The following is a 20,163-nucleotide window of genomic DNA, read 5'->3' on the forward strand; positions in this document are numbered from 1 at the left end:
GCAGGAAAGTCAGGCCAGAAGATCTGGCAGGCGCGCAGATCAGTGCGACTGGAGATTCTGCTTTTCGTTATACATCGCCATATCGGCCACCCGCAGCAGATTGCGCAGGTCGTAACCATGAGCAGCGGTAAATGCACTGCCCAGACTGGCTGTCAGAGGATAGCGTTCGCTGTAGACATGATGCACATTGGCAATCAGGTCGTGCAGCTTAGCGCTCACCTGTTCCAGCTGAGCACCGTCTGAGACCGGATCCATCAACACCACAAATTCATCACCGCCCAGCCTCGCAGCCATATCGCCACGACGTATCAGCTTGCTCAGCGCCGCGCCTACCGCGGCCAGCACGTTATCGCCGGCCGCATGCCCCAGCTCATCATTAATGCGTTTAAAACCGTTCAGATCGATAAACAGAATGGCCAGATGGGTGCCGCTGCGCTCGGCACTGGACAGCAAACGGGTAGCATAGTCTTCAAAATGATAGCGGTTGGGCAGGCCGGTGAGTTCATCATAATTGGCTTTGCGGTAAAGCAGCTGATGCTGATATTCCAACCCTTCCGCCTGACTCCGGTGCGCCCGGTACAGGCGCCAGTACAGCAATAATGACAACGGCAAAGCGAGCGTCAGTAACACCAGCCAGCCCCAGTTAATATCGGTTATACCAAGCGGGCGTTCATACTCCGCCAGCAACTGAAAACCGGTAAAACCGAGAGTCTGTTGCTGCTGCAGCACAACCGGCGACCAGGTATCCACTGCCGGAGCATGGGCTAACAGTGAAAAGGCTTCGCCCTGCTCCTGAGCCACCCGCAAACGGAACAGCATACGGGGATCATAAGACGGCTCCTGCGGCAGCAGGTTGGCAACCTCAACCACCAGCAGGTTGAGGTAGCCTGTGCCCTGCGCATTACTGACCGGCAGCATCATCACCACCACCGGGTTCTCATCCAGCAGGGTGAATGGCTCTGACAGCGTAATCCGGCTTTGCTGCCGTGCCGGCAAGCGACGGGCGATAAAATCTACCGTAAACAGATCCAGCCCCACCACCAGACTTTCAGCGTTATCCGGAAACACCATAATCACCGGCAACGCCTGCTGTTCCGACGGGCTGATATTTTCCAGATACCGGCCGCGGCGCAGGCTTTTAACGTTATCCGGTAATTGTTGTTCCTGCATAATCTGCCGGAAGACCTGCAATGATGATCCATCCTGCAGATACAGCGCAGACTGAAACATACTGACATGGGGAAAGCGTTGCTGCATGGTTGCAGCATAGCGGCGCACAGCATTCATATCAGGCTGTTGCGTACCGGAGAAATACGTCGAGAGCGCCAGCAGCAGAGTCTCGTTCTGCAACATTTTCTCACGTACAAACTGACTGACCACCAAAGTATCAGCACTGAATTCTTGCTGCAGCCTGCGCCACTCACTCTGCCCGGCTGCCAGCAGCAACAGCAGCAGAGCCAGAGCGGTGAGTGCCGCAAACAGCATATAGCTGTATTTCAGCCGTTTGTGTTCCCGGGTGAAGGTATTAACCATAAGTGCCGCAAGTAACGAAATAACTTCAGTGTAGAAGCCACATTACAAAACGGCACAAATCCTCACTGCCAGAAGCGTTGTTGTTGCTGATGGATTTCCTCGGCTTCACGCAGCACCCGCTGCACAATCTCTTCAACGCCCGGCATATCATGAATCAGGCCCTGGGTCTGGCCGATAAACTGCACACCCTGCTGCAGATCACCGTCAATGGTGGCTGCCTTCAGACGCGGCACGCTGGCACCGAAATAGGCCAGCAGTTTGACCTTATCCATCATCGCCAGCATGCCAATCATCACTTTCCAGACCGGCTGTTTGACCATACGTGCAGCACGGGTGGCTTCCCAGCAGGCCAGCAGGAAATTCATCGGTTTACGGGTCGCTTTGATCGAGCGCGGAGTGCGCATCACCCGCGCCGGAATGCCATCGAAATTTTTTGAGTAGATAGTGTCCTGCTCGCTGCGCGCGACAACGGCTTCTTTGGTTTTCTGATGCAACGGGCTTTCCGCACTGGTGGCAAAACGTGAGCCCATGGCGACCGCCTCAGCCCCCAGTGCCAATGCCGCCAGCAGGCCACGGCCATCGGCAAAACCACCGGTAGCAATCACCGGAATACTCACTTTGGCCGCGATGGCAGGAACCAGTACCAGCGAAGTAACATCACCACCGTGGGCTGCTGCTTCATGGCCGGTCACCAGCAATGCATCGGCGCCAATTGCCTGCGCCGACAGTGCATGCTTTTCGCTGACGACCGTCGCAATCACTTTGCCGCCATATTCATGAGCGCGCTTAACCAGCCAGTCGCCTTTGCCCAGAGAGAAGTTGATAACCGGTACTTTTTCTTCCAGCGCGACTTCAGCGTTTTCTTTCGCTCCCGGCATCAGCAGGGTAACGCCGATACCAAAAGGCTTATCGGTCAGTTCACGGATACGCTGAATCGCTGCACGGGTTTCACTGACCGTCAGCGGGCCACTGGCCAGAATGCCCAGACCACCGGCATTGGACACAGCGGCCACCAGTTCAGGTGTGGAAATCCAGCTCATACCGGGCAGCACTAACGGATGTTCAATACCCAGCAGTTCAGTAATACGCGTTTTCATAACCAGATCCGGAAAATAAAAACACGCATTCTACTGCCTGACCCGGCAACTGGCGACCTGTGGAAAAAATCCCTTAACCAAAGGGAAAGAAAGGAATTCAGCGACCCGGGGGGAGTTGCTGTTGCTGCACGAAATTAAGGAATTGCTGCTGACGCTGCTCCGGCGACATGCTGCGCAACTGTTCCAGACGTTGCTGGCGCTCCATGCGCTGCATCGCCTGTTCCTGCATCTGCATGTTCTGGATTGAGCGATAGAAATTATCGAGGGCCTGACGCTGTTCCGGACGGCTGTTGTTCCATTCCAGTTGCAGTCCCGGGTGTTGCACAGGCGGCTGAACCGCAGCAGGTTCTGCCGGCAATACGTGCACATCAGGCCCGGCCTGAGCCGTCCAGATGCAGCAACATAACAATAAACCCGATAACCTCACAGAAAAGCCCCGTAACAATAGTGCATGAATTCTAACGGCAGCCGGGCAGAAATACCCAGCCCTGGCGGCGTAAAGTTGGCGTAAAAGCGACGCAAAATGCCATATCAGTCATCGCTGGCACTCTGCGGTAAACGGACAGAAACCAGCAAACCGCCATCGGCGTGATTACTCAGCTGCAGCGTGCCGCGGTGATGACGGATAACCCGGTCGGCAATTGCCAATCCCAGACCAAAGCCACGATGACCGTTCTCCAGAGTGTCTGGGCTGCGTTCGCGCGCCTGCTCACTGCGCACAAAAGGCTGCAGTAAATCGGCCAGTAAATGCTCCGGCACGCCCGGTCCGTGATCGCGGATATCAATTTCAACCATGCCGCGACGACCGCTCAGATCGATATCCACCGATGTACCGGGCGCCGTGTGCAATAACGCATTACGGATAATATTTTCCAGAGCAGAGGTCAGCAGGCGCGGATCCCCCTGCAACCACACGGCTTCAGCCGGCAGATTCAGCTGCAGCACATTCTGCGGCCGCTCAAAACGCGCATCCGCAACCACCTGTTGCAACAACACACCACAATCCACCGCCAGCCAGTGGCTGTGATCCTGTACGGTTTCGAGCCGCGCCATACTCAGCAGGTCTTCAATAAGCTCATTCAGGCGCTGGGTTTCCAGCTCAATACGGTCCAGATATTCCACCTGCTCCGGAACCGCATCCAGACGCGCCAGCTCCAGTGCCACGGCAGTACGGGCAAGCGGCGAGCGCAGCTCATGGGAGACATCGCGCAACAGCTGGCGCTGGTCGGAAATCAGGCGCTGCAGACGTTCTGCCATCAGCCCGAACTCGCGCCCCAACTCACCGATTTCGTCACGCCGCAGCAATAACTTCGGTGCAATACGTACCGGCCACAGACCATCAGCAAAGGCGCGGACACTGCGCTGCAGAGACAATAATGGCCGTGCCATATAGCGCGACAGCACAAAACCCCAGATGGCAAATAACAGCAGCGATGCCAGAAAACCCCAGCCAAGATAGGCCGGCAGGTTAAACACCGCGAGCGGATGGAGGAATTCCACCACCAGCAGATAAACCCGGCCATCGTGACTCTGCAGTGGTGCTTTCACCAGAATTTCAGTTTGCCCAAGCGGATTAACCCGCGCCTGATAAGAGTCGGAAGCAAAGGCGTATTCCAGAACATCCCCCGGTACATCGGGCAGTAAACTGATGCCCTGATCATCAAATACATAGGCATTCACACTGGGATGACGTTCGAAGGTCAGCAGCCATTCGAGCAGCAGAGGCTCACCGCCACGCTGCAGAATCAGTTCGGCGGCAGAGATATAGCCACCCGTGGGGGCAATCAGGTTAACGGAGTCGTTCGACCACTGGCGGTAATACATCGCCAGCAGCAGGGTCACCAGAGTGGCCACCAGACTGGTGACCATAAAGGCCAGATAGATACGAATAAAAATACCGCGCACGAATCAGGCCTGAGCCATCTCCTGTTCGGGGGCATACATATAACCTACGCCACGAATGGTACGGATGCGGGCATCACCATTACGGTTAGGGCCGAGTTTTTTACGCAGATTACTCAGGTGCATATCCAGACTGCGGTCGAACAGTGTCAGAGAGCGTTGCATGGATTGCTCGGCGAGACGGTTTTTTTCCACCACTTTGCCGGCATCACGGGCCAGCACACTGAGAATATTGAATTCAGTAACGGTTAATTCGACCGCTTCGTTGTTGCGCAACACCTGGTGCTGGTCAAGGTCAATGATCAGCTCATCCAGCTCTATGCTGGCCGATGCGACTTCTGCTGAACGGTTACGGCGCAAGACCGAACGCAGGCGGGCTGATAATTCGCGCGGGTTACAGGGTTTGGGCAAATAATCATCGGCGCCAATCTCCAGACCTTCGATGCGGTCCAGCTCGTCGCCTTTGGCGGTCAGCATAATAACCGGCAGGTCACTGCGCTGCCGGATGCTGCGCAGAATTTCCAGGCCATTACCGCCCGGCAGCATGATATCGAGAATCACCGCCTGATATTTGCCGGTCAGGGCTTCGCTCAGCCCTTCAGCTGCGGTGTGTACCGTTGTCACCTTGAATAATTCACGCTCGAGATAGCGGCGCAACAGTGCGCACAGCTCCTGATCGTCATCAACCAATAACAGATTCATACATCCCCCCGGTTCCGGGGCCCAGTGTCGGAGAAAAAGTGCTGTAGTTTCAAGCAGCTGGAGCGTTTCTTTACATTATGTAAAGAAATCACTGTTACTCATCTTCTTCACGCCGGTGCTTTTCAACGAAAGCGATAGCCTCCGTGACAGCATCGATAACACGATTATTGGTTTGCACCAGCTCATCCGGGGTCATAAAAAACGCCATATCCACTTCAAAGCGAATATAGCGTGGCGGCAGGCGATTAAGTGCGACACAGGCAATGTCAGCCATATGCTCAACACTGACGGCCGGGGTGCTGCCATGCAGGCGGCGCAGAATTTCCTCAGCAACCAGCTGCTCATAATAGTTACGAATGTGATTATTGATGCTCATACCGCCCTCCTGTGAATGGTTTCAGCATAGCACTCCGGCTATTTCCTGCTTTACTGATAAACAATACATAACCCCGCAGTGGCGATTAATCCGCCCGGCGTACTTTTTACAGGAAGATGCTATGAAACTGGTCAGCGACCTGATGACCCGCGAACTGCTAACCCACCTGCCCGACGATACCCTGCAGGATGCCGAACAAACGATGGCCCGCCATAAAATCCGGCATATCCCGGTGGTGGATAACGAAGGTAAGGTCTTTGGCCTGCTCAGCCAGAAAGAATTTTTAACCGAGGCGTTCCGTATTACCGATAAATTCGGCGCGCATAATCTGCAAACCTATCTGGCCCAGACCAAACTGAGCTCCTGTATTAATACCGAGGTACAGACCATTGCGGCGGATATGCCACTGGCTGCCGCCGGTCAGCAGTTACGCAGCAGCCGTCAGGGTTGCTTACTGGTTACCGACAGTGAAAATCATCTGATCGGTTTGCTCAGCTCCAAGGATTTTGTTCGTCTGGCGATTGAATTGCTGGAGCAGGCTTAAACCTGCTCAGGAAGGATAGCGCCGCTGAATCTCTTCAACCTGTTGTGGCTGCTGTAACACGGCATCCACACAGGCCTGATCCAGCTCGCTGTGCGCCGCCATTTTTTGTAATTCGGCAAATACTTTTTCCTGTGGCCAGGCGTCTTTATAACTGCGCCGGTTCAGTAAGGCATCGAGAATATCGGCCACGGCAATAATCCGTGCTTCCAGCGGTACCTCATCTCCTTCAGCCCCCAGATAACCGCTGCCATTCAGTTTTTCGTGATGAAACTGGACGATATTGCGCAGCATATCGGTATGCTCCATATCGCCGAGAGAAAAGTGCTCCAGCGCCTGATCGACGATATCGCGCCCGACTTTTACGTGCGATTTCATACGCTCGAATTCGTCTGCCGTCAGCGGGCCGGCTTTGTGCAGAATACTGTCGGGAATCGCAATTTTGCCGATGTCATGCAGAGGAGCAAACAACGCCAGATATTCGATAAAAGCATCACTCAGCTGTAGCTGCTTCTGCAATGCGCGGGCAATCATGCGCGCATAAGCCGCCATACGCCGCACATGAGCATCCGTTTCCACCGAGCGCCGGCCGCTGACGTCGGTGGCAAATTTCACCAGCGCCTGCATCCGGCCAACGGCATCCTGCTCACGCACCAGCTGCTGACCAACCAGATGAGCCCAGAGGTTACAGTAGGCAATTTTCTGCTCAGAAAAATAACCGGGCTGCTGCGAATTAAGAAACAGGAAGCCGAGCAGACCGCCATCATGAAATACCGGCATAGTCAGACTGGAACGGTACCCCTGTGACAGCAAAGCCGCACTGTGTGCTGACAGGCCTTGCTTACGGAACCAGCGCATATCATTCACCACCCGCAATGCCGGTTTGTCGGCCAGCGCGCGCAGTGAGGGCACATCATCAAGACGCACACTGTATCCCAGCAAAGGGGAAGCCTCATCGCTCTCATACACAAACGTCGATAACAGGCCATCTTCGGCGTTGTACAGCACCAGCGCGAAACGCTGCACACCTTCAAACTGTTCGCGCAATATGCGGTAAAGACGCTCCAGACGCTGCATAAAATGCATACTCTGGCCCAGCGTCTGGTAAGGATCATTCAGATACAGTGGCTCTTGCATAACCGGCCTCATCGCTGTTTGCCACAGTGTAGGCTAAAGGATTCTGCTTATACCCGGCAAAATGCCCCCTTCCTGATGCACATCAAGGAGAAAAACCCTCCTCTGGCCTAGCCTGAAGTAAAGCTAACAAAGGAAAGCGATATGGATACCAGCGCCATCAGACAAGAATTAACACAGCGTAAAGCCATGCTGGAAAACCGTGCCAGCAAGGTGGAGCGCGATGCCAGCCACCGTGATGAACCTTTATCGGCAGATTTTGCGGAGCAGGCGGTAGAGCGGGAAAACGACGACGTACTGCACGCCATCGCTGGTGAGTCGCTGCACGAAATCACCATGATCAATCAGGCACTGGCGCGTCTGGATGCCGGCACCTATGGCGAATGCAACGAATGCGGCAAAGCCATCGATGAAAAACGTCTGCAGGCTGTTCCTTATGCCAATCTGTGTATTCAGTGCGCGGAACTGAACGGCTGATCGCCGTTCAGCGTTCACCACCGTCCAGGTCCCGTCCCTCTTCCCGGCGCAGCTGCTCAGCCTCCAGAGCAATGGTCAGCAGCTGATCCAGCTTGGTTTCCAGCTGCTCCATACGATTTTCCATTTTCGCCAGCCGCTCGGCATTCGCCGTTTCTTTGGCGATCAGGTCCTCTTCTTCCTGTTGCATAAAAAACGCAGAAAAGCTGGCGGTCATCATCGAAAACAAACCGATGCCCATCAGAATCAGTACCGATCCGAATAAACGCCCGGCGGTGCTGCCCGGCACAATATCGCCATAGCCCACGGTGGTCACCGTTACCCAGGCCCACCAGATACCATCCATCGGTGTCTGCACATTGGGATCAATCACCGCCATTAAGGTGCCGGCCATAATGATGATGATAAAACTCACCATCAGGGTCGGCCCCAGATGATTTCGACCCATGATTTTCTGGAACGAGCCGGACATATTCATCAGCATGGTGAACATCGCCAGCAATCGCAATGCACGTAAGCCACCGGCGTGGGGAAAGGCCTGCCAGAGCAACGGCATACCGGCAACCACAATCACCAGGTTGCTCCAGTTATTACGTAAATAGCGCGCTTTATCATCCACCACCGCGGTCAGCACCAGGGTTTCCAGCAGAAAGAAAGCCCACAAAAACCAGTCGGTCACGTAGCTGTAGGGCAAAGGGCCATCGGCACGGGCTTCGAGATACCACTCGAATACAATCCAGAAGGCGATCAGAATCATCGGCCATTCAAACAGACGGCCAATACGCCGGGCGCGGGCATTCTCATTATTATCAACGCCGGACAGACCGACCATTTTCGAAATAGAGAGGATCATCAGAAACCAGTTCAGCACTGTTAATGTTAAGCAGAGTAGCTGAATCTTAGCGGGAAAAGGCGGCGCAGATCACCCATCAGAGTCATCGGCGCCGTTTAAATGTTGTCAGAGCTGCGGAGTAACCAGCACCTCACTGGTGGTCGAATTGGCAATAAAGCAATGCTGATGCGCTTTATCGTGCATAGCATTTACCGCCGCTGCATCCGGTTGCTTATCACCGCCGAATACTGCTTTCGGATTCAGACGGATACGGGCAACCCAGAATTTTCCATCGTCGCGCTGTTCCATTTCCGCCACAGCCGAATCTTCATACGACAACACCTGCAGGCGCTTTTTCGCCGCCAGAGCGAGAAAAGTCTGCATATGGCAGCTGGCCATTGCCGCCGCCAGCATCTGTTCAGGATCGGCACCAAAATCGTTGCCGGCGCCGCCGGCAGCCAGGCTGACCTGAGGTAAAAACTGAATATTATGACGGCGCTCAAAGCCTTCATGGGAAAACTCACCCTGTTTTTCCCAGCGTATATCAATACGGTGTTCCGACACGTTATTACTCCAGTGTTTTACGCAAAGTGAAAGCACCACGCAGGTCGCCGACATTAAAGCCACGCGCCTGATCGGCAGGATACAATTCATCCAGCTTTGCAGTGACCGCCGGCGCCAGTTGCGCACCATGACAGGTCAGGCACAACGGTGCGGTCGGAATGGCTTTCATATAACGGAATTCGCCATCGGCAACGGTCGTCGCTTCAATGCCTGCAGGGTCTTCACCGGCCTTTAGTCGCTGTGCAAAATTTTCCAGCGTCTGCAGTTCCCAGGCGTCGGCAACATTATCCGGGTTGCGGATTTTTGTTGAGGTCCGTGCCACCTGCCAGCCATTCTGACTCAGCCCGGCGGCAATGGCCGGGGCTTCGGTATTGCACAGCTGAATAGCCGCATCCGGGCCGCTCGCCTGAATCCCCTGCTTCAGGGTTTTCTGCAACGCCTGAGCAAAGGCTTTGGTCTGCTGCCGCGCTTCCTGAGTCAGCTGGGCATCATCGGCCGCCGCCACCCACATCGGCGCCAGACCAAGCATTGCCGCCAGCAACACGCTGCGTTTTAACATTCCCATGGCCAGTAACTCCTCAGCGATACATGCTTGGATCAACTTCAACTTTATGTACTGTGCCGCTCCAGCCATCGAAGCCACCCACCAGCATTTTCACCTGCTCAAATCCCATGCGTTTCAGGGTGTAAGCAGCCAGAGTACTGCGCCCGCCATTTTTGCAATAAAGCAGAATCTCGGCCTGCGGGTTGGTTAATGCCGGGTGATCACCGACACGGAATTCCAGCACACCGCGCGGGACGTTAACCGCACCCGGCAGGTGGCCCATATCAAACTCCGCCGGCTCACGTACATCGAGTACCACTGCGCCATTTGCCAGCAACGCCTCAGCGGCGGCGGCATCGACAGGATTCACCGCAGAGCGGGCTTCGGCTAATAAATCGTCTTTGCTTAATGCCATGTCAGTTCTCCTATTACATTTCCGAATAAGCATACAGAAATACAGTCTGTCTGACAGCCCTGTCGCTCACCAGATTGATATCAGGCAATCCACCACCAGCCACAGACCAGCATCAGTGGCCAGCCGACATAAGGACTGAACAGCAACCGCCAGATTTTCATTTCCGGCACATAACCAACACCATGCACAAAACCGGCGCTGATTCCCCACAGGCACAGCGACAGCAGGCCATGGTCAATATTCATGGTTTCGCTGGCGACCACATGCGGCACCGCCAGCAATAATCCCGATAAACCGAGTGCTGCCAGTAATGACAACGCACGGGCCCAGCCCGCGTAAAGCGGGCCGTAATCCTTGTAATCAACCGGTGCGTTCATGGCTTACTCTTTCAGGTCCGCATCGCGGTCAAAGTTTTCGTTCATTTCCAGCCACATGGCGTTAATAAGACCAAAAGAACAGGCCAGCAACACCCCTAAAATCCAGGCGAAATACCACATAAATCCTCTCCTTTTCTCAGTAAGTGCTGTATTTATTGTCTTCAATAAAGGCGGTGGTTAAACGGCCGCGCATTTTGTAGTAGCCCCAGGCGGTGTACAGCAGAATGATCGGTACAAAGAACATCGCCACCCAGAACATAATGCCCAGCGTTTTCTGACTGGAAACCACATCCCATACTGTCAGGCTGAAAGCAGGATCCAGACTCGACGGCATAATGAACGGAAACAGACTGAAACCTGCGGTACAGATAATACCGGTCACCGCCAGCGAGCTGCCGATAAAGGCCAGCGCACCACGGTTAGCAGCTGACATCAGCACGGTAATTAACAGGCCGGCAAAAGCGATCACCGGTGCGCTGATCATGATCGGGTAACGGGAATAATTTTCCAGCCAGCCGCCCGCTGCGACTTCCACGGTTTTATCCAGTGGCGTCATGGCTGCGGCAGTATTAATCGTACTGGTAATGACCAGACCGTCGATTCCCGCATAAATCCAGATGCCGGCCGTGGCAAAAAGTACGGCAACGATAATGGCCAGCAGAATGGAGATTTTCCGCGCGCGCTCATGCAGATCACCATCGGTACGCATCTGCAGATAGGTTGCACCATGCATCGCCAGCATACCAAGACTGACCAGACCAGCCACCAGTGCAAACGGATTCAGCAACGCCCAGAACGAACCTGTGTAATTGGAGCGCATAAATTCATCGAGGGTAAATGGCACACCGAGGAATAAATTACCGAAGGCCACACCAAACACCAGCGCAGGTACCGCACCGCCGATGGTCAGGCCCCAGTCCCAGGCACTGCGCCAGCGCGGATCTTCCATTTTTGAGCGGTATTCAAAACCCACCGGGCGGAAAAACATGGCAAACAGCACCAGCAATAACGCCCAGTAAAAACCGGAAAATGCGACGGCATATACCACCGGCCAGGCCGCAAAAATGGCACCACCGGCAGTAATAAACCATACCTGATTACCATCCCAGTGCGGGCCAATGGTATTCAGCATCACGCGGCGCTCGCTGTCGGTTTTACCGAGCACACGTAACAAGGCACCTACGCCCATATCGAAACCGTCGGTCACTGCAAAACCAATCAGCAGCACACCAATTAATACCCACCAGATTAATTTAAGGCTTTCGTAATCCATGTTCTGCTCCTTATGCCTGATCGGCGACAGCTTGCTGAGGCTGGGCGACAGCCGCACCGGCAGCGTGATTCTGTTCAAAATGATAACGGCCGGTATGCAGACTGGATGGCCCCAGTCGGGCAAAGCGGATCATCAGGTACATTTCGACAATTAACAGCAGCGTATAAAAACCGATAAACCCTGCCAGACTCATATACAGATCTTCCACCGAACGGCTTGAGACCGATAAATGCGTTGGCAGCACTTCGGCAATCGACCACGGCTGACGACCGAATTCCGCCACAAACCAGCCGACTTCACAGGCAATCCATGGCGCCGGCAACGAAATAATCAGGGCCTTTAACAACCAGGTTTTAGTTTCTACGTTGTGCTGTGTGCTGTAGTAGAACGACAGTGAAATCAGAATCAGCATCAGGAAGCCAAGGCCAACCATAATACGGAATGCCCAGAACATAGGCGCCACTTTCGGAATGGTATCCTGCGCCGCCTGTTTGATTTGCTCTTCGCTGGCATCGACAACATTGTTGGTATATTTCTTCAGCAACAGGCCGTAACCAAGGTCATCTTTTAATGCATCAAAAGCAGCGATGGTCGGATCGGACTTATCGCCATGACGCATTTTTTCAAGCAGTGCATAAGCTTCGATACCACGACGAATGCGCAGCTCGTGTTCCTTCAGCAGATCTTTGATACCGACAATTTCTTCATCCACGGAACGGGTAGCAATTAATCCCAGAGCACCCGGAATCTTAACGGCGTAATCGGTTTCCATGGTTTCCTGATTCGGGAAGCCAATCAGGGTGAAGTCTGCCGGTGGTTCCTGGGTATGCCATTCGGCTTCAATCGCTGCCAGTTTGGTTTTCTGCACATCACCAATTTCGTAACCGGATTCATCGCCGAGAATAATCACACTGATAATGGAGGCAAAACCGAAGCTTGCGGCAATGGCAAACGAGCGGCGGGCAAAAGGAAGGTCGCGTTTTTTCAGCATGTAATACGCTGAAATTGCCAGCACAAACATCGCCCCGGTGACATAACCGGCGGATACGGTATGTACAAATTTAACCTGCGCTACCGGGTTAAAAATCACCTCGGCAAAGTCAGTCATTTCCATGCGCATGGTTTCGTAATTAAATTCTGCCCCCACCGGATTCTGCATCCAGCCATTGGCAATCAGAATCCACAATGCTGACATATTGGAGCCGATAGCCACCAGCCAGGTCACCATTAAATGCTGTACCCGGGTCAGGCGGTCCCAGCCGAAAAAGAACAGACCAATAAACGTCGATTCGAGGAAAAATGCCATCAGGCCTTCAATCGCCAGCGGCGCACCGAAGATATCACCTACATAATGTGAGTAATACGCCCAGTTAGTGCCGAACTGAAACTCCATGGTCAGACCGGTGGTAACGCCCAGCGCGAAGTTAATACCAAATAACTTACCCCAGAACTTCACCATATCCTGATAGACCTGTTTACCGGTCATCACGAAAGCAGATTCCATAATCGCCAGAATAAATGACAGACCCAGCGTTAATGGCACGAACAAAAAGTGATACATCGCGGTAATGGCAAATTGCAGCCGCGATAAATCGACAAGACTCTCACTGATCATTGCTGATCCTCCGATTGCGAGGGGGTAATAGTTGAAAGACCGAATTGTTGCGAAACAGCGTCCTGCGGGTTGGTCATATCCACAGGGGCAGAAAACCAGATAATTTTGATGGCAAAGATCAACATCAGCTTGATCAGCAGAACGATCATCAGCTCGCGCACCAGAGGCACAGAAAACAGGGATTTTTTTGCCATAAGCCTTCTCTTGCAAAAGTGGCACACCGCAGCGCCGCAGAAACATAAACACTAAACATAGCTTTATCAGCATATAGCAATATTTTTATTACAACACTGCGATGCTTTGTCGCAGGGGCTGATAATCTCTGTGCTACCGCAGGCGGCACAGAGCACAGCAAAGAGCAGGCCAACCCGGATAAACACACTGAAAGGCCCACGCAGCAGGATAAACCACAGACAATACTTTACAAATCACGAACCGACTGCCAAATTTGACACTCCCCATGCCAGTAGTGTCAGCCATGTTCAGCAACCCACATTACCGCTCCCTGCCCGCCATCTCTTCTTTGCTGGATGCCATCGCTGCACCCGCCGTACTGCTCAGCCCGGACTATGAAATCTGTGCCGCCAACGAAGCCTACCGCCACACCTTCGGCGGTAATGACAGCATGGTTGGCCGCCACTGCTACGAAGTGTCCCACGGCTACAAGGTGCCCTGCGATCAGGCCGGTGAAACCTGCCCGCTGCGCCAGTGCTTCGAAAGTGGCCAGCGCCAGCGCATCCTGCATATTCACAACACGGCGCGCGGACGCGAACACGTGGATGTGGAAATCAGCCCGATCCGTGATGAGCAGGGCGAAATCCGTTTCTTCGTCGAAATTATGAATCCGGTGCAGCATGGCGACTGCCCGTTTGAACAACAGATGGTTGGTTACAGCCCGGCGTATACCCAGATGCTGGAGCTGCTCAGCCGTGCATCCGCCAGTGACATCAGCGTCCTGCTGCTGGGTGAATCCGGTACCGGCAAAGAACTGGCCGCACAATATCTGCACGGCCACAGCCCGCGGCGTAACAGCCCCTTTGTTACCGTTGAGTGCTCAGGGCTGACTGAAAGCCTGTTTGAAAGTGAACTATTCGGCCACGAAAAAGGCGCCTTTACCGGCGCGACGCACCGCAAACCCGGTCTGGTGGAAGCGGCCCGTGGCGGTACGTTATTTCTGGATGAAATTGGTGATATTCCGCTGCCGATGCAGGTAAAACTGCTGCGTCTGATAGAGTCCGGCAGCTATCGTCCGGTGGGCAGCATCACCCCGCGCCAGGCCGATTTCCGCCTGATCTGCGCCACCCATCGCCAGCTTGGTGATATGGTCGCCGCCGGCACCTTCCGCCAGGATCTGTATTACCGCATCAGTCCGTTCCCGGTGCTGCTGCCCTCACTGCGCGAACGGCCGGAAGATATTATTCCACTCGCCACTCATCTGCTGCAGCAGCTCAGTCAGCACCGGGTACTGCAGCTTTCAGAAGAAGCCTGCGACTGGCTGATACTGCAGGATTTTCCCGGCAATATCCGCGAACTGCGCAACCGCATCGAACGCGCCATCCTGCTGTGCGATGGTTCACAGATAGAACCTGAACATCTGCGCCTGGATCTGCATCAGTTCAGCCAGCACCAGAGCATTAACTCCAGCCATCCTGCAGCCGTCATCAACCACAATGCCTTGCCTGACATCATGCCGCTGGACCAGCTGGAAAACACCTACCTTACCCGGCTGGCCAGCGCCCACCCAGGCGATAACGCCAGACTGGCGCAACAGCTCGGCATCAGCGAGCGCACCCTCTATCGCAAACTGAAGCAGGCGAGAGAGGAAAAAAGCCGCAAAACGGACAAATAAATGACTCTGCACCGTATTTCATTCCGGTGTCGGCTCTAATAACAGTAGGCGCAGCGTCTTTTTTAGATGAAAATATACGCCTACAGGCATATTCCTCTGTTCGCTCCATGCAATATGGCAGACGTAATGAACATGTCTGCCGCTGAATCTGCCCAACCAAGGCATTTACGTACATAACAGGAAGGGATCCGGCTTCGGACTATACTCACTGTCCGGGCTTTACAAACGGGTGCTGCAAACGCAGCCTCCCGCATTAATGGACTGAATTATGGCTGCCGAACTGAGAGAACATCCACGCTTTTCCACTTATGTTAACGCCCGCTTATTGTTAACGGATGGTACCCCCCTTGATTGCCAGGTGCTGGACTACTCGCAAACAGGTATGCACCTGCTCTGGCCCCACGGCGAACCACAGAACCGCGATGGTGTGCTGACACTGGAGCTGGTGCTTGATAATCAGAAAACCAACGTTGCCGTTGAGTGGGTATTCTGCAACGAACAACACGCCGGTGTGCGCCTGCACAAAGCCGATGACCGCCTGTTCCTGCAGCTGCAGGAGTTCAATCAGAACCATCGTAATACCAAGAAGCTAAACCCTGAGCAGCGCAAAAAATATCTGCAACTGTTCATTCAGGAAGCCAACGCACTGGCTGACCGTCTGCCTAAACTCTGGCTGCCGGAGTTTCTTGAAGGCACCTTTACCAAAGCCAATATGGCACGCAACACCACTGAGCAGCAGCAATGGCTGCGGCTGGAAAAACAGTCCAAAGAAAAAGCCGCCGCCCTGCATCAGAAATTTACCCAGAACCTGAAGCGTCAGCTGGATTTGTGGTTGGCCGGTAAAGCCGAATATCTGGCCGAAAATCAGCAGGCCAGTGGCGATATGCGCCTGTCGCTGGTACAGCAGGCAGAATTTGAAGATTGGTTACTGGCCAAAGTGACCTCCTCGCACCTGCAGTCGCGGCTGGCCCATATGACCTTCGAGCTGCGCCAGCTGCTGGATACGCTGTCCGACGCCAGCATCGAGAACTGCTTTAACCCAATCGGCCCCGGCACGGTCACCGAAGCTTTCCGCGACGCGCTGGAAAAACTGCAGTTACCACAGGAAGCACGGGCACTGGCCTTTGAAACCTTTGAGCAGATTGCCGGCGGCAACCTGCAAACAACCTATCAGAATCTGGTTAAGCAGATCGATATACCACTGACCTTCCGCTACCGGAGACCGGCTCCGGAAAAGCAGGAAACCGCCCCGCAGCAAAACCAGAACAACAGCGGCGGAAGTGGTTCCGGCAACGGCAGCGGTTCAGGAAATACTTCTGCCATCAGCAGCTCCGGAGGCTCAGGTCCCGCAGCGCACAATATGCAGCCGGCTCACTATAACGAACAAACCCTGCAGAACTTCCAGCGCCATCAGGAAGAGGCCCGCCGTGCCTATTCCAATATTCAGAATCTGTTGCAGCTGCGCTATCAGCGCTTTGAGCAGGCCGCTCTGGCGCAGGACACTCTGCCCGAAGCCGAGCCGGAGCTGATCAGCAATGTGCTCAGCCATGTCGCGCAGCAACAAAGTCTGGCTCAGGGCCATGTGCGCGAACACGTGGAAAAGGCTCTGGCCGAAAAAGAAGTCAGCCTGCCAGTGGAATCCCGCGATGCCATCGACACACTGGAGCATGTGACCCAGCATCTGTTGTCGAGCGAGCAGGTCGCCGACTTTATTAAACCCTTTATTGAACGTCTGGGCTGGCCACTGCTGCAGCTGATGCTGAAAGACGCCAGCCTGCTGTTTAACCCCGATCATCCGGGCCGTCAGGTGCTGAACCAGCTGGCCAAACTGGGTCAGCTCACCACCAGCGGCGAAGCACAGGTAGCCACCCGCCTGCAAAGCCTGATCGACCCGGTGGTGCACAATATCAGCAGCGATGAAAACTCCCTCGACGAGTTACTTGAAAGCCTGCAGGGACTGGTCAGCAACGCCGAACGTAAAGCCCGGCAGAATGCTGAGCGCGTGGCGCAGGCCGCCGAAGGCGAACATAAACTGCTGAAAGTCCGCCGTCAGATTGAACATCTGGTGGGCAAAGACAGCTCCGACCGCACCCTGCCGTCCTGCGTGGTTGAATGGCTGCAACAGGGCTGGCAGCAAATTCTGGCCCTGCTGCTGCTGCGCGAAGGAGCGGACAGTAAACGCTTTAAAGGCGCGGTTAAGCTCTACCGTCAGGTACTGGCGCTGTTCAATCCGGACAACAGTGGCCGGCGGGAATTACTGCAGCGCTTTCAGCCGATGATGGAGCTGGCCCGCGCCGAGCTGGACCGCCTGAATGGCAGCCTGCCCGAACACCAGCGCTGGTACGACGAAATTATGGCCGCCGCCGAGAGCCACCTCGATCAGGGTGAAATCCGCGAAGCCGTTGACCTGCCAACCTTCGTCGCCAAACCCGCCGAAGTGGTGCCGGAAGGCCGCGGTGTACGCCGTGCCATGAACCTGCAGATCGGTGACTGGCTGTTACTGGTCGAACAGGATCAGGCAGTGTCCGTCGTATGGATTGCCCAGGACGCGTCCAAATTTGCCTGCGTTAACCACAGCGGCATGAAGGTAGTCGACTTCACGCTGGCTGAGCTGGCCACTGCCTTCGATGAAGGCCGGGTGAAACGGATGTACGAACAGGATGAGTCGGCGGTCGATCAGGGTGTCGATAAACTGGTGCAGCAGATTTACCGCGATCTGTCAGAACAGGCGAATATCGATGCCCTGACCGGACTGACCAACCGTCAGCATTTCCTGCGTCAGCTGCAGGACCGGTTCCAGGCCAGCCTGCGTAATCAGTCGCCCTGCACTCTGGCGATGATCGATATTGACCAGTTCAAACTGATCAACAAAAACTATGGCGTCGAGGGTGGTGATATCTGCCTGAAAGCGGTGGCCACCCTGCTCAGGGAACACAATAAAGACGCCCTGTGCGCCCGTATCGGCAGTAATGAATTCGCCATGCTGCTGGTGCACGCCGATATGGAGCAGGCCGAAGCCAGCACTAAGGTAATGAAGAAAAGCATCGAGGATACCGCGATCCAGAGCGGTGAAGACCGCTTCCATATTCACCTCAGTATCGGCCTGGCAACCATGAACGCCGATGTTACCGACGCCTCCGACCTGATAGAACAGGCCGAGTCGGCCTGCCTGATTGCCAAAGAGAAAGGCGGCTCACGCATTGCCCGCTACGAGTTCGATGACGCCGGGCGTCTGCGCCACGACGAATTTATGGCCTGGGGCAATAAACTCAATCAGGCGCTGGCCAACAACCAGCTGCAGGTTCTGTGCGTGCCTATTTCTGCCATTCAGGAACGCCACAAAGCCATCCGCCAGTATGAAATTGTCATCAGTATTCAGGATGAAAACGGCGCACAGATTCCACCTCTGGAATACCTGCAGGCTGCCGAGAACTACAACCGCATGTATATGCTCGACCGCTGGACACTGGAACAGCTGGTACAGTGGCTGCACGATCATCCTAATGCCGCACAGAACATCAACCGTTTTGTGTTGCGTCTGTCGGGTCATGCCATCAATGATGAAAGCCTGCTGGCCTATATTTTTGAACAGGCACGCGAAAAAGACGTTCCGGTGAAGAAACTCTGTTTTGAGCTGAATGAAACGTCCGCGATCCGCAACCTGGAAGATGCTGCCGACTTTATGCATGAAATGCGCAGTCTCGGCTGCCAGTTTGTGCTGTCCGATTTCGGTACCGGTCAGTCGTCGTTCGAATACCTCAAAGCCTTACCGGTGGACTATGTGAAGATCGACCACAGCTTTATTGACGGGCTGCACACCAGTTCCGCCGACTATGCGCTGGTGAAATCCATTCAGGAGATCACGCACTTTATGGCTAAGAAAACCATCGCCGAGTACAGCGCCAACAATAACGTCTGGGAAATTCTGCGTTCCATTGGTATCGACTTTGTCGTCGGTGCGCCGGCCGAATATCAGCCGCTGGAGAAGCTTGGCTGAAGCGGCCACGGCAGATGGCATGAGCAGGTAATGAAACCGCAAGGATAACCAGTGTACAATCCGCGCTCCTGAAAACAGCACTCTGGCTCTGAAGCGGTATGAAAACAATCGTCGGTCTTATGTTATTCGGGTTGCTCAGCGCCTGTTCGGTGAGCAACCTGCCTGGCAACCTCTCCCGTTCCATGATGAATCAGGATGACCCTGCCATCGTCGCCGCCGGAGCCCCGGCCTATCTGCTGCTGCTCGATGCGCTGATTCTGACCTATCCCGATAACGAAGATTTCCTGCTCGCCGGCTCCCGCCTGTACGGCGCTTATGCCGGCGTTTTTGCGCAGGATCCTGATCAGGCCAAACGTATGGCCGATAAAGCCATAGGCTACGCCCGCCGTGCACTGTGTGAATACGATGAAGACGCCTGCACCTTAATTGACGGCCCGCAGGATGCTTTACTGACGGGTCTGGAAGAAGACTACGACGCTGACGACATCGCCGTGTTCTACGCTATGGCTGCTGCCTGGGCCGGCTGGATTCAGGCCAACAGCGATGACTGGAATGCCATTGCCCAGCTCGGCAAGGTAAAAATCCTGATGCAATGGGTGGCCACTCAGGACCCGGGTTATGACCACGCCACCGTGCAGGTGTACCTCGGCGTTCTGGAAACCCAGTTACCACCATCACTGGGGGGTAAGCCGGAGCTCGGCCGCGAGTACTTTGAACGCGCTATCGATATGACCCAGGGTCAGAATCTGATGGCCAAGGTGCTGTTTGCCAAGCAATACGCCCGCCTGATGTTTGAACAGGAATTACACGACCGTTTATTGCAGGAAGCCCTGGACGCTGATCCGCACAGCGAAGGGCTGACTCTTATTAACCGCCTGGCACAGCGTCAGGCCGCCGTTCTGTTAGCCGAATCCTCTGAATACTTTGAGTGAGATCCT

The 20,163-nt window shown here is 54.5% G+C and carries 21 protein-coding genes; 5 read left to right on the forward strand and 16 right to left on the reverse strand.

The genetic code is table 11. From position 1 onward, the window contains the following. Positions 1-39: 39 nt before the first annotated feature. The 6 genes from HUF19_RS15850 to HUF19_RS15875 all read right to left on the reverse strand — a co-directional run bounded on the left by HUF19_RS15850 (position 40) and on the right by HUF19_RS15875 (position 5,610). Complete coding sequence (locus HUF19_RS15850) at positions 40-1,533, reverse strand: GGDEF domain-containing protein (protein WP_260997533.1); 1,494 nt, start codon at positions 1,531-1,533, stop codon at positions 40-42. Between the two features lie 62 nt (positions 1,534-1,595). Further along, positions 1,596-2,630, reverse strand: coding sequence for an NAD(P)H-dependent flavin oxidoreductase (locus HUF19_RS15855; protein ID WP_260997534.1), 1,035 nt, complete (start codon positions 2,628-2,630; stop codon positions 1,596-1,598). Positions 2,631-2,727: 97 nt separating this feature from the next. Next, positions 2,728-2,955 carry a DUF3106 domain-containing protein gene (locus HUF19_RS15860; RefSeq protein ID WP_260997535.1) on the reverse strand — a complete coding sequence of 76 codons (228 nt, stop codon included), beginning with the start codon at positions 2,953-2,955 and terminating at the stop codon, positions 2,728-2,730. Positions 2,956-3,161: 206 nt separating this feature from the next. After that, the gene (locus HUF19_RS15865) at positions 3,162-4,535 is read right to left on the reverse strand and encodes a sensor histidine kinase (RefSeq protein WP_260997536.1); all 1,374 of its coding nucleotides are present in this window, start codon (positions 4,533-4,535) and stop codon (positions 3,162-3,164) included. Between the two features lie 3 nt (positions 4,536-4,538). Beyond that, on the reverse strand, positions 4,539-5,234 hold the full coding sequence (locus HUF19_RS15870) for a response regulator transcription factor (RefSeq protein ID WP_260997537.1): 696 nt from the start codon (positions 5,232-5,234) through the stop codon (positions 4,539-4,541). 94 nt (positions 5,235-5,328) lie between these two features. Then, positions 5,329-5,610: a late competence development ComFB family protein gene (locus HUF19_RS15875; RefSeq protein ID WP_260997538.1), complete on the reverse strand. Its 282-nt coding sequence runs from the start codon at positions 5,608-5,610 to the stop codon at positions 5,329-5,331. A 121-nt stretch (positions 5,611-5,731) separates the two neighbouring features. Between HUF19_RS15875 and HUF19_RS15880 the strand changes: the two genes are divergently transcribed. Next, positions 5,732-6,154: a CBS domain-containing protein gene (locus HUF19_RS15880; protein ID WP_260997539.1), complete on the forward strand. Its 423-nt coding sequence runs from the start codon at positions 5,732-5,734 to the stop codon at positions 6,152-6,154. Between the two features lie 6 nt (positions 6,155-6,160). Here the strand turns inward: HUF19_RS15880 and HUF19_RS15885 are convergent, their stop codons facing one another. Next, positions 6,161-7,288 (reverse strand): HD domain-containing phosphohydrolase, encoded by a 1,128-nt coding sequence (locus HUF19_RS15885; protein WP_260997540.1) that lies wholly within the window; start codon positions 7,286-7,288, stop codon positions 6,161-6,163. Between the two features lie 141 nt (positions 7,289-7,429). Here HUF19_RS15885 and HUF19_RS15890 point away from each other — a divergent pair, with 141 nt between their 5' ends. After that, on the forward strand, positions 7,430-7,762 hold the full coding sequence (locus tag HUF19_RS15890) for a TraR/DksA family transcriptional regulator (protein WP_260997541.1): 333 nt from the start codon (positions 7,430-7,432) through the stop codon (positions 7,760-7,762). Positions 7,763-7,769: 7 nt separating this feature from the next. Here the strand turns inward: HUF19_RS15890 and HUF19_RS15895 are convergent, their stop codons facing one another. The 9 genes from HUF19_RS15895 to cydP form a co-directional block, all read right to left on the reverse strand. After that, positions 7,770-8,612: an ion channel gene (locus HUF19_RS15895; protein WP_260997542.1), complete on the reverse strand. Its 843-nt coding sequence runs from the start codon at positions 8,610-8,612 to the stop codon at positions 7,770-7,772. 105 nt (positions 8,613-8,717) lie between these two features. After that, the gene (locus HUF19_RS15900; RefSeq protein ID WP_260997543.1) at positions 8,718-9,155 is read right to left on the reverse strand and encodes an OsmC family protein; all 438 of its coding nucleotides are present in this window, start codon (positions 9,153-9,155) and stop codon (positions 8,718-8,720) included. Positions 9,156-9,159: 4 nt separating this feature from the next. Further along, on the reverse strand, positions 9,160-9,720 hold the full coding sequence (locus tag HUF19_RS15905; RefSeq protein WP_260997544.1) for a Tll0287-like domain-containing protein: 561 nt from the start codon (positions 9,718-9,720) through the stop codon (positions 9,160-9,162). A 13-nt stretch (positions 9,721-9,733) separates the two neighbouring features. After that, a complete protein-coding gene (locus HUF19_RS15910; RefSeq protein WP_260997545.1) occupies positions 9,734-10,114 on the reverse strand; it encodes a rhodanese-like domain-containing protein in 381 nt (126 codons plus the stop codon). Positions 10,115-10,194: 80 nt separating this feature from the next. Continuing rightward, positions 10,195-10,491, reverse strand: coding sequence for a cyd operon YbgE family protein (locus HUF19_RS15915; protein ID WP_260997546.1), 297 nt, complete (start codon positions 10,489-10,491; stop codon positions 10,195-10,197). 3 nt (positions 10,492-10,494) lie between these two features. Continuing rightward, positions 10,495-10,611: a cytochrome bd-I oxidase subunit CydX gene (cydX, locus tag HUF19_RS15920; protein ID WP_145466689.1), complete on the reverse strand. Its 117-nt coding sequence runs from the start codon at positions 10,609-10,611 to the stop codon at positions 10,495-10,497. A gap of 16 nt (positions 10,612-10,627) precedes the next feature. Next, on the reverse strand, positions 10,628-11,764 hold the full coding sequence (cydB, locus tag HUF19_RS15925; RefSeq protein ID WP_260997547.1) for a cytochrome d ubiquinol oxidase subunit II: 1,137 nt from the start codon (positions 11,762-11,764) through the stop codon (positions 10,628-10,630). Between the two features lie 10 nt (positions 11,765-11,774). Next, on the reverse strand, positions 11,775-13,379 hold the full coding sequence (locus tag HUF19_RS15930) for a cytochrome ubiquinol oxidase subunit I (RefSeq protein WP_260997548.1): 1,605 nt from the start codon (positions 13,377-13,379) through the stop codon (positions 11,775-11,777). Further along, entirely contained in the window at positions 13,376-13,573 is a 198-nt protein-coding gene (cydP, locus tag HUF19_RS15935; protein WP_260997549.1) for a cytochrome oxidase putative small subunit CydP, read from the reverse strand. The genes HUF19_RS15930 and cydP overlap by 4 nt, the downstream gene beginning before the upstream one ends. A 284-nt stretch (positions 13,574-13,857) precedes the next feature. Between cydP and HUF19_RS15940 the strand changes: the two genes are divergently transcribed. The 3 genes from HUF19_RS15940 to HUF19_RS15950 all read left to right on the forward strand — a co-directional run bounded on the left by HUF19_RS15940 (position 13,858) and on the right by HUF19_RS15950 (position 20,157). Beyond that, positions 13,858-15,228 carry a sigma-54 interaction domain-containing protein gene (locus tag HUF19_RS15940; protein WP_260997550.1) on the forward strand — a complete coding sequence of 457 codons (1,371 nt, stop codon included), beginning with the start codon at positions 13,858-13,860 and terminating at the stop codon, positions 15,226-15,228. A gap of 268 nt (positions 15,229-15,496) precedes the next feature. Further along, positions 15,497-19,225, forward strand: a complete 3,729-nt coding sequence (locus HUF19_RS15945; protein ID WP_260997551.1) for a DUF1631 family protein — start codon at positions 15,497-15,499, stop codon at positions 19,223-19,225. Between the two features lie 98 nt (positions 19,226-19,323). Further along, positions 19,324-20,157, forward strand: a complete 834-nt coding sequence (locus tag HUF19_RS15950; RefSeq protein WP_260997552.1) for a TRAP transporter TatT component family protein — start codon at positions 19,324-19,326, stop codon at positions 20,155-20,157. Positions 20,158-20,163: the final 6 nt, after the last annotated feature.

This window comes from Thalassolituus hydrocarboniclasticus, from assembly GCF_025345565.1.
Classification (GTDB): Bacteria; Pseudomonadota; Gammaproteobacteria; order Pseudomonadales; family Oceanobacteraceae; genus Venatoribacter; species Venatoribacter hydrocarboniclasticus.

Coding starts and splice junctions, on each gene's coding strand:
- HUF19_RS15850 (WP_260997533.1), bottom strand. CDS start 1,533: ATGGTTAATACCTTCACCCGGGAACACAAACGGCTGAAATACAGCTAT.
- HUF19_RS15855 (WP_260997534.1), bottom strand. CDS start 2,630: ATGAAAACGCGTATTACTGAACTGCTGGGTATTGAACATCCGTTAGTG.
- HUF19_RS15870 (WP_260997537.1), bottom strand. CDS start 5,234: ATGAATCTGTTATTGGTTGATGACGATCAGGAGCTGTGCGCACTGTTG.
- HUF19_RS15875 (WP_260997538.1), bottom strand. CDS start 5,610: ATGAGCATCAATAATCACATTCGTAACTATTATGAGCAGCTGGTTGCT.
- HUF19_RS15880 (WP_260997539.1), top strand. CDS start 5,732: ATGAAACTGGTCAGCGACCTGATGACCCGCGAACTGCTAACCCACCTG.
- HUF19_RS15885 (WP_260997540.1), bottom strand. CDS start 7,288: ATGCAAGAGCCACTGTATCTGAATGATCCTTACCAGACGCTGGGCCAG.
- HUF19_RS15890 (WP_260997541.1), top strand. CDS start 7,430: ATGGATACCAGCGCCATCAGACAAGAATTAACACAGCGTAAAGCCATG.
- HUF19_RS15895 (WP_260997542.1), bottom strand. CDS start 8,612: ATGATCCTCTCTATTTCGAAAATGGTCGGTCTGTCCGGCGTTGATAAT.
- HUF19_RS15905 (WP_260997544.1), bottom strand. CDS start 9,720: ATGGGAATGTTAAAACGCAGCGTGTTGCTGGCGGCAATGCTTGGTCTG.
- HUF19_RS15910 (WP_260997545.1), bottom strand. CDS start 10,114: ATGGCATTAAGCAAAGACGATTTATTAGCCGAAGCCCGCTCTGCGGTG.
- HUF19_RS15915 (WP_260997546.1), bottom strand. CDS start 10,491: ATGAACGCACCGGTTGATTACAAGGATTACGGCCCGCTTTACGCGGGC.
- cydX (WP_145466689.1), bottom strand. CDS start 10,611: ATGTGGTATTTCGCCTGGATTTTAGGGGTGTTGCTGGCCTGTTCTTTT.
- cydB (WP_260997547.1), bottom strand. CDS start 11,764: ATGGATTACGAAAGCCTTAAATTAATCTGGTGGGTATTAATTGGTGTG.
- HUF19_RS15930 (WP_260997548.1), bottom strand. CDS start 13,379: ATGATCAGTGAGAGTCTTGTCGATTTATCGCGGCTGCAATTTGCCATT.
- cydP (WP_260997549.1), bottom strand. CDS start 13,573: ATGGCAAAAAAATCCCTGTTTTCTGTGCCTCTGGTGCGCGAGCTGATG.
- HUF19_RS15940 (WP_260997550.1), top strand. CDS start 13,858: ATGTTCAGCAACCCACATTACCGCTCCCTGCCCGCCATCTCTTCTTTG.
- HUF19_RS15945 (WP_260997551.1), top strand. CDS start 15,497: ATGGCTGCCGAACTGAGAGAACATCCACGCTTTTCCACTTATGTTAAC.
- HUF19_RS15950 (WP_260997552.1), top strand. CDS start 19,324: ATGAAAACAATCGTCGGTCTTATGTTATTCGGGTTGCTCAGCGCCTGT.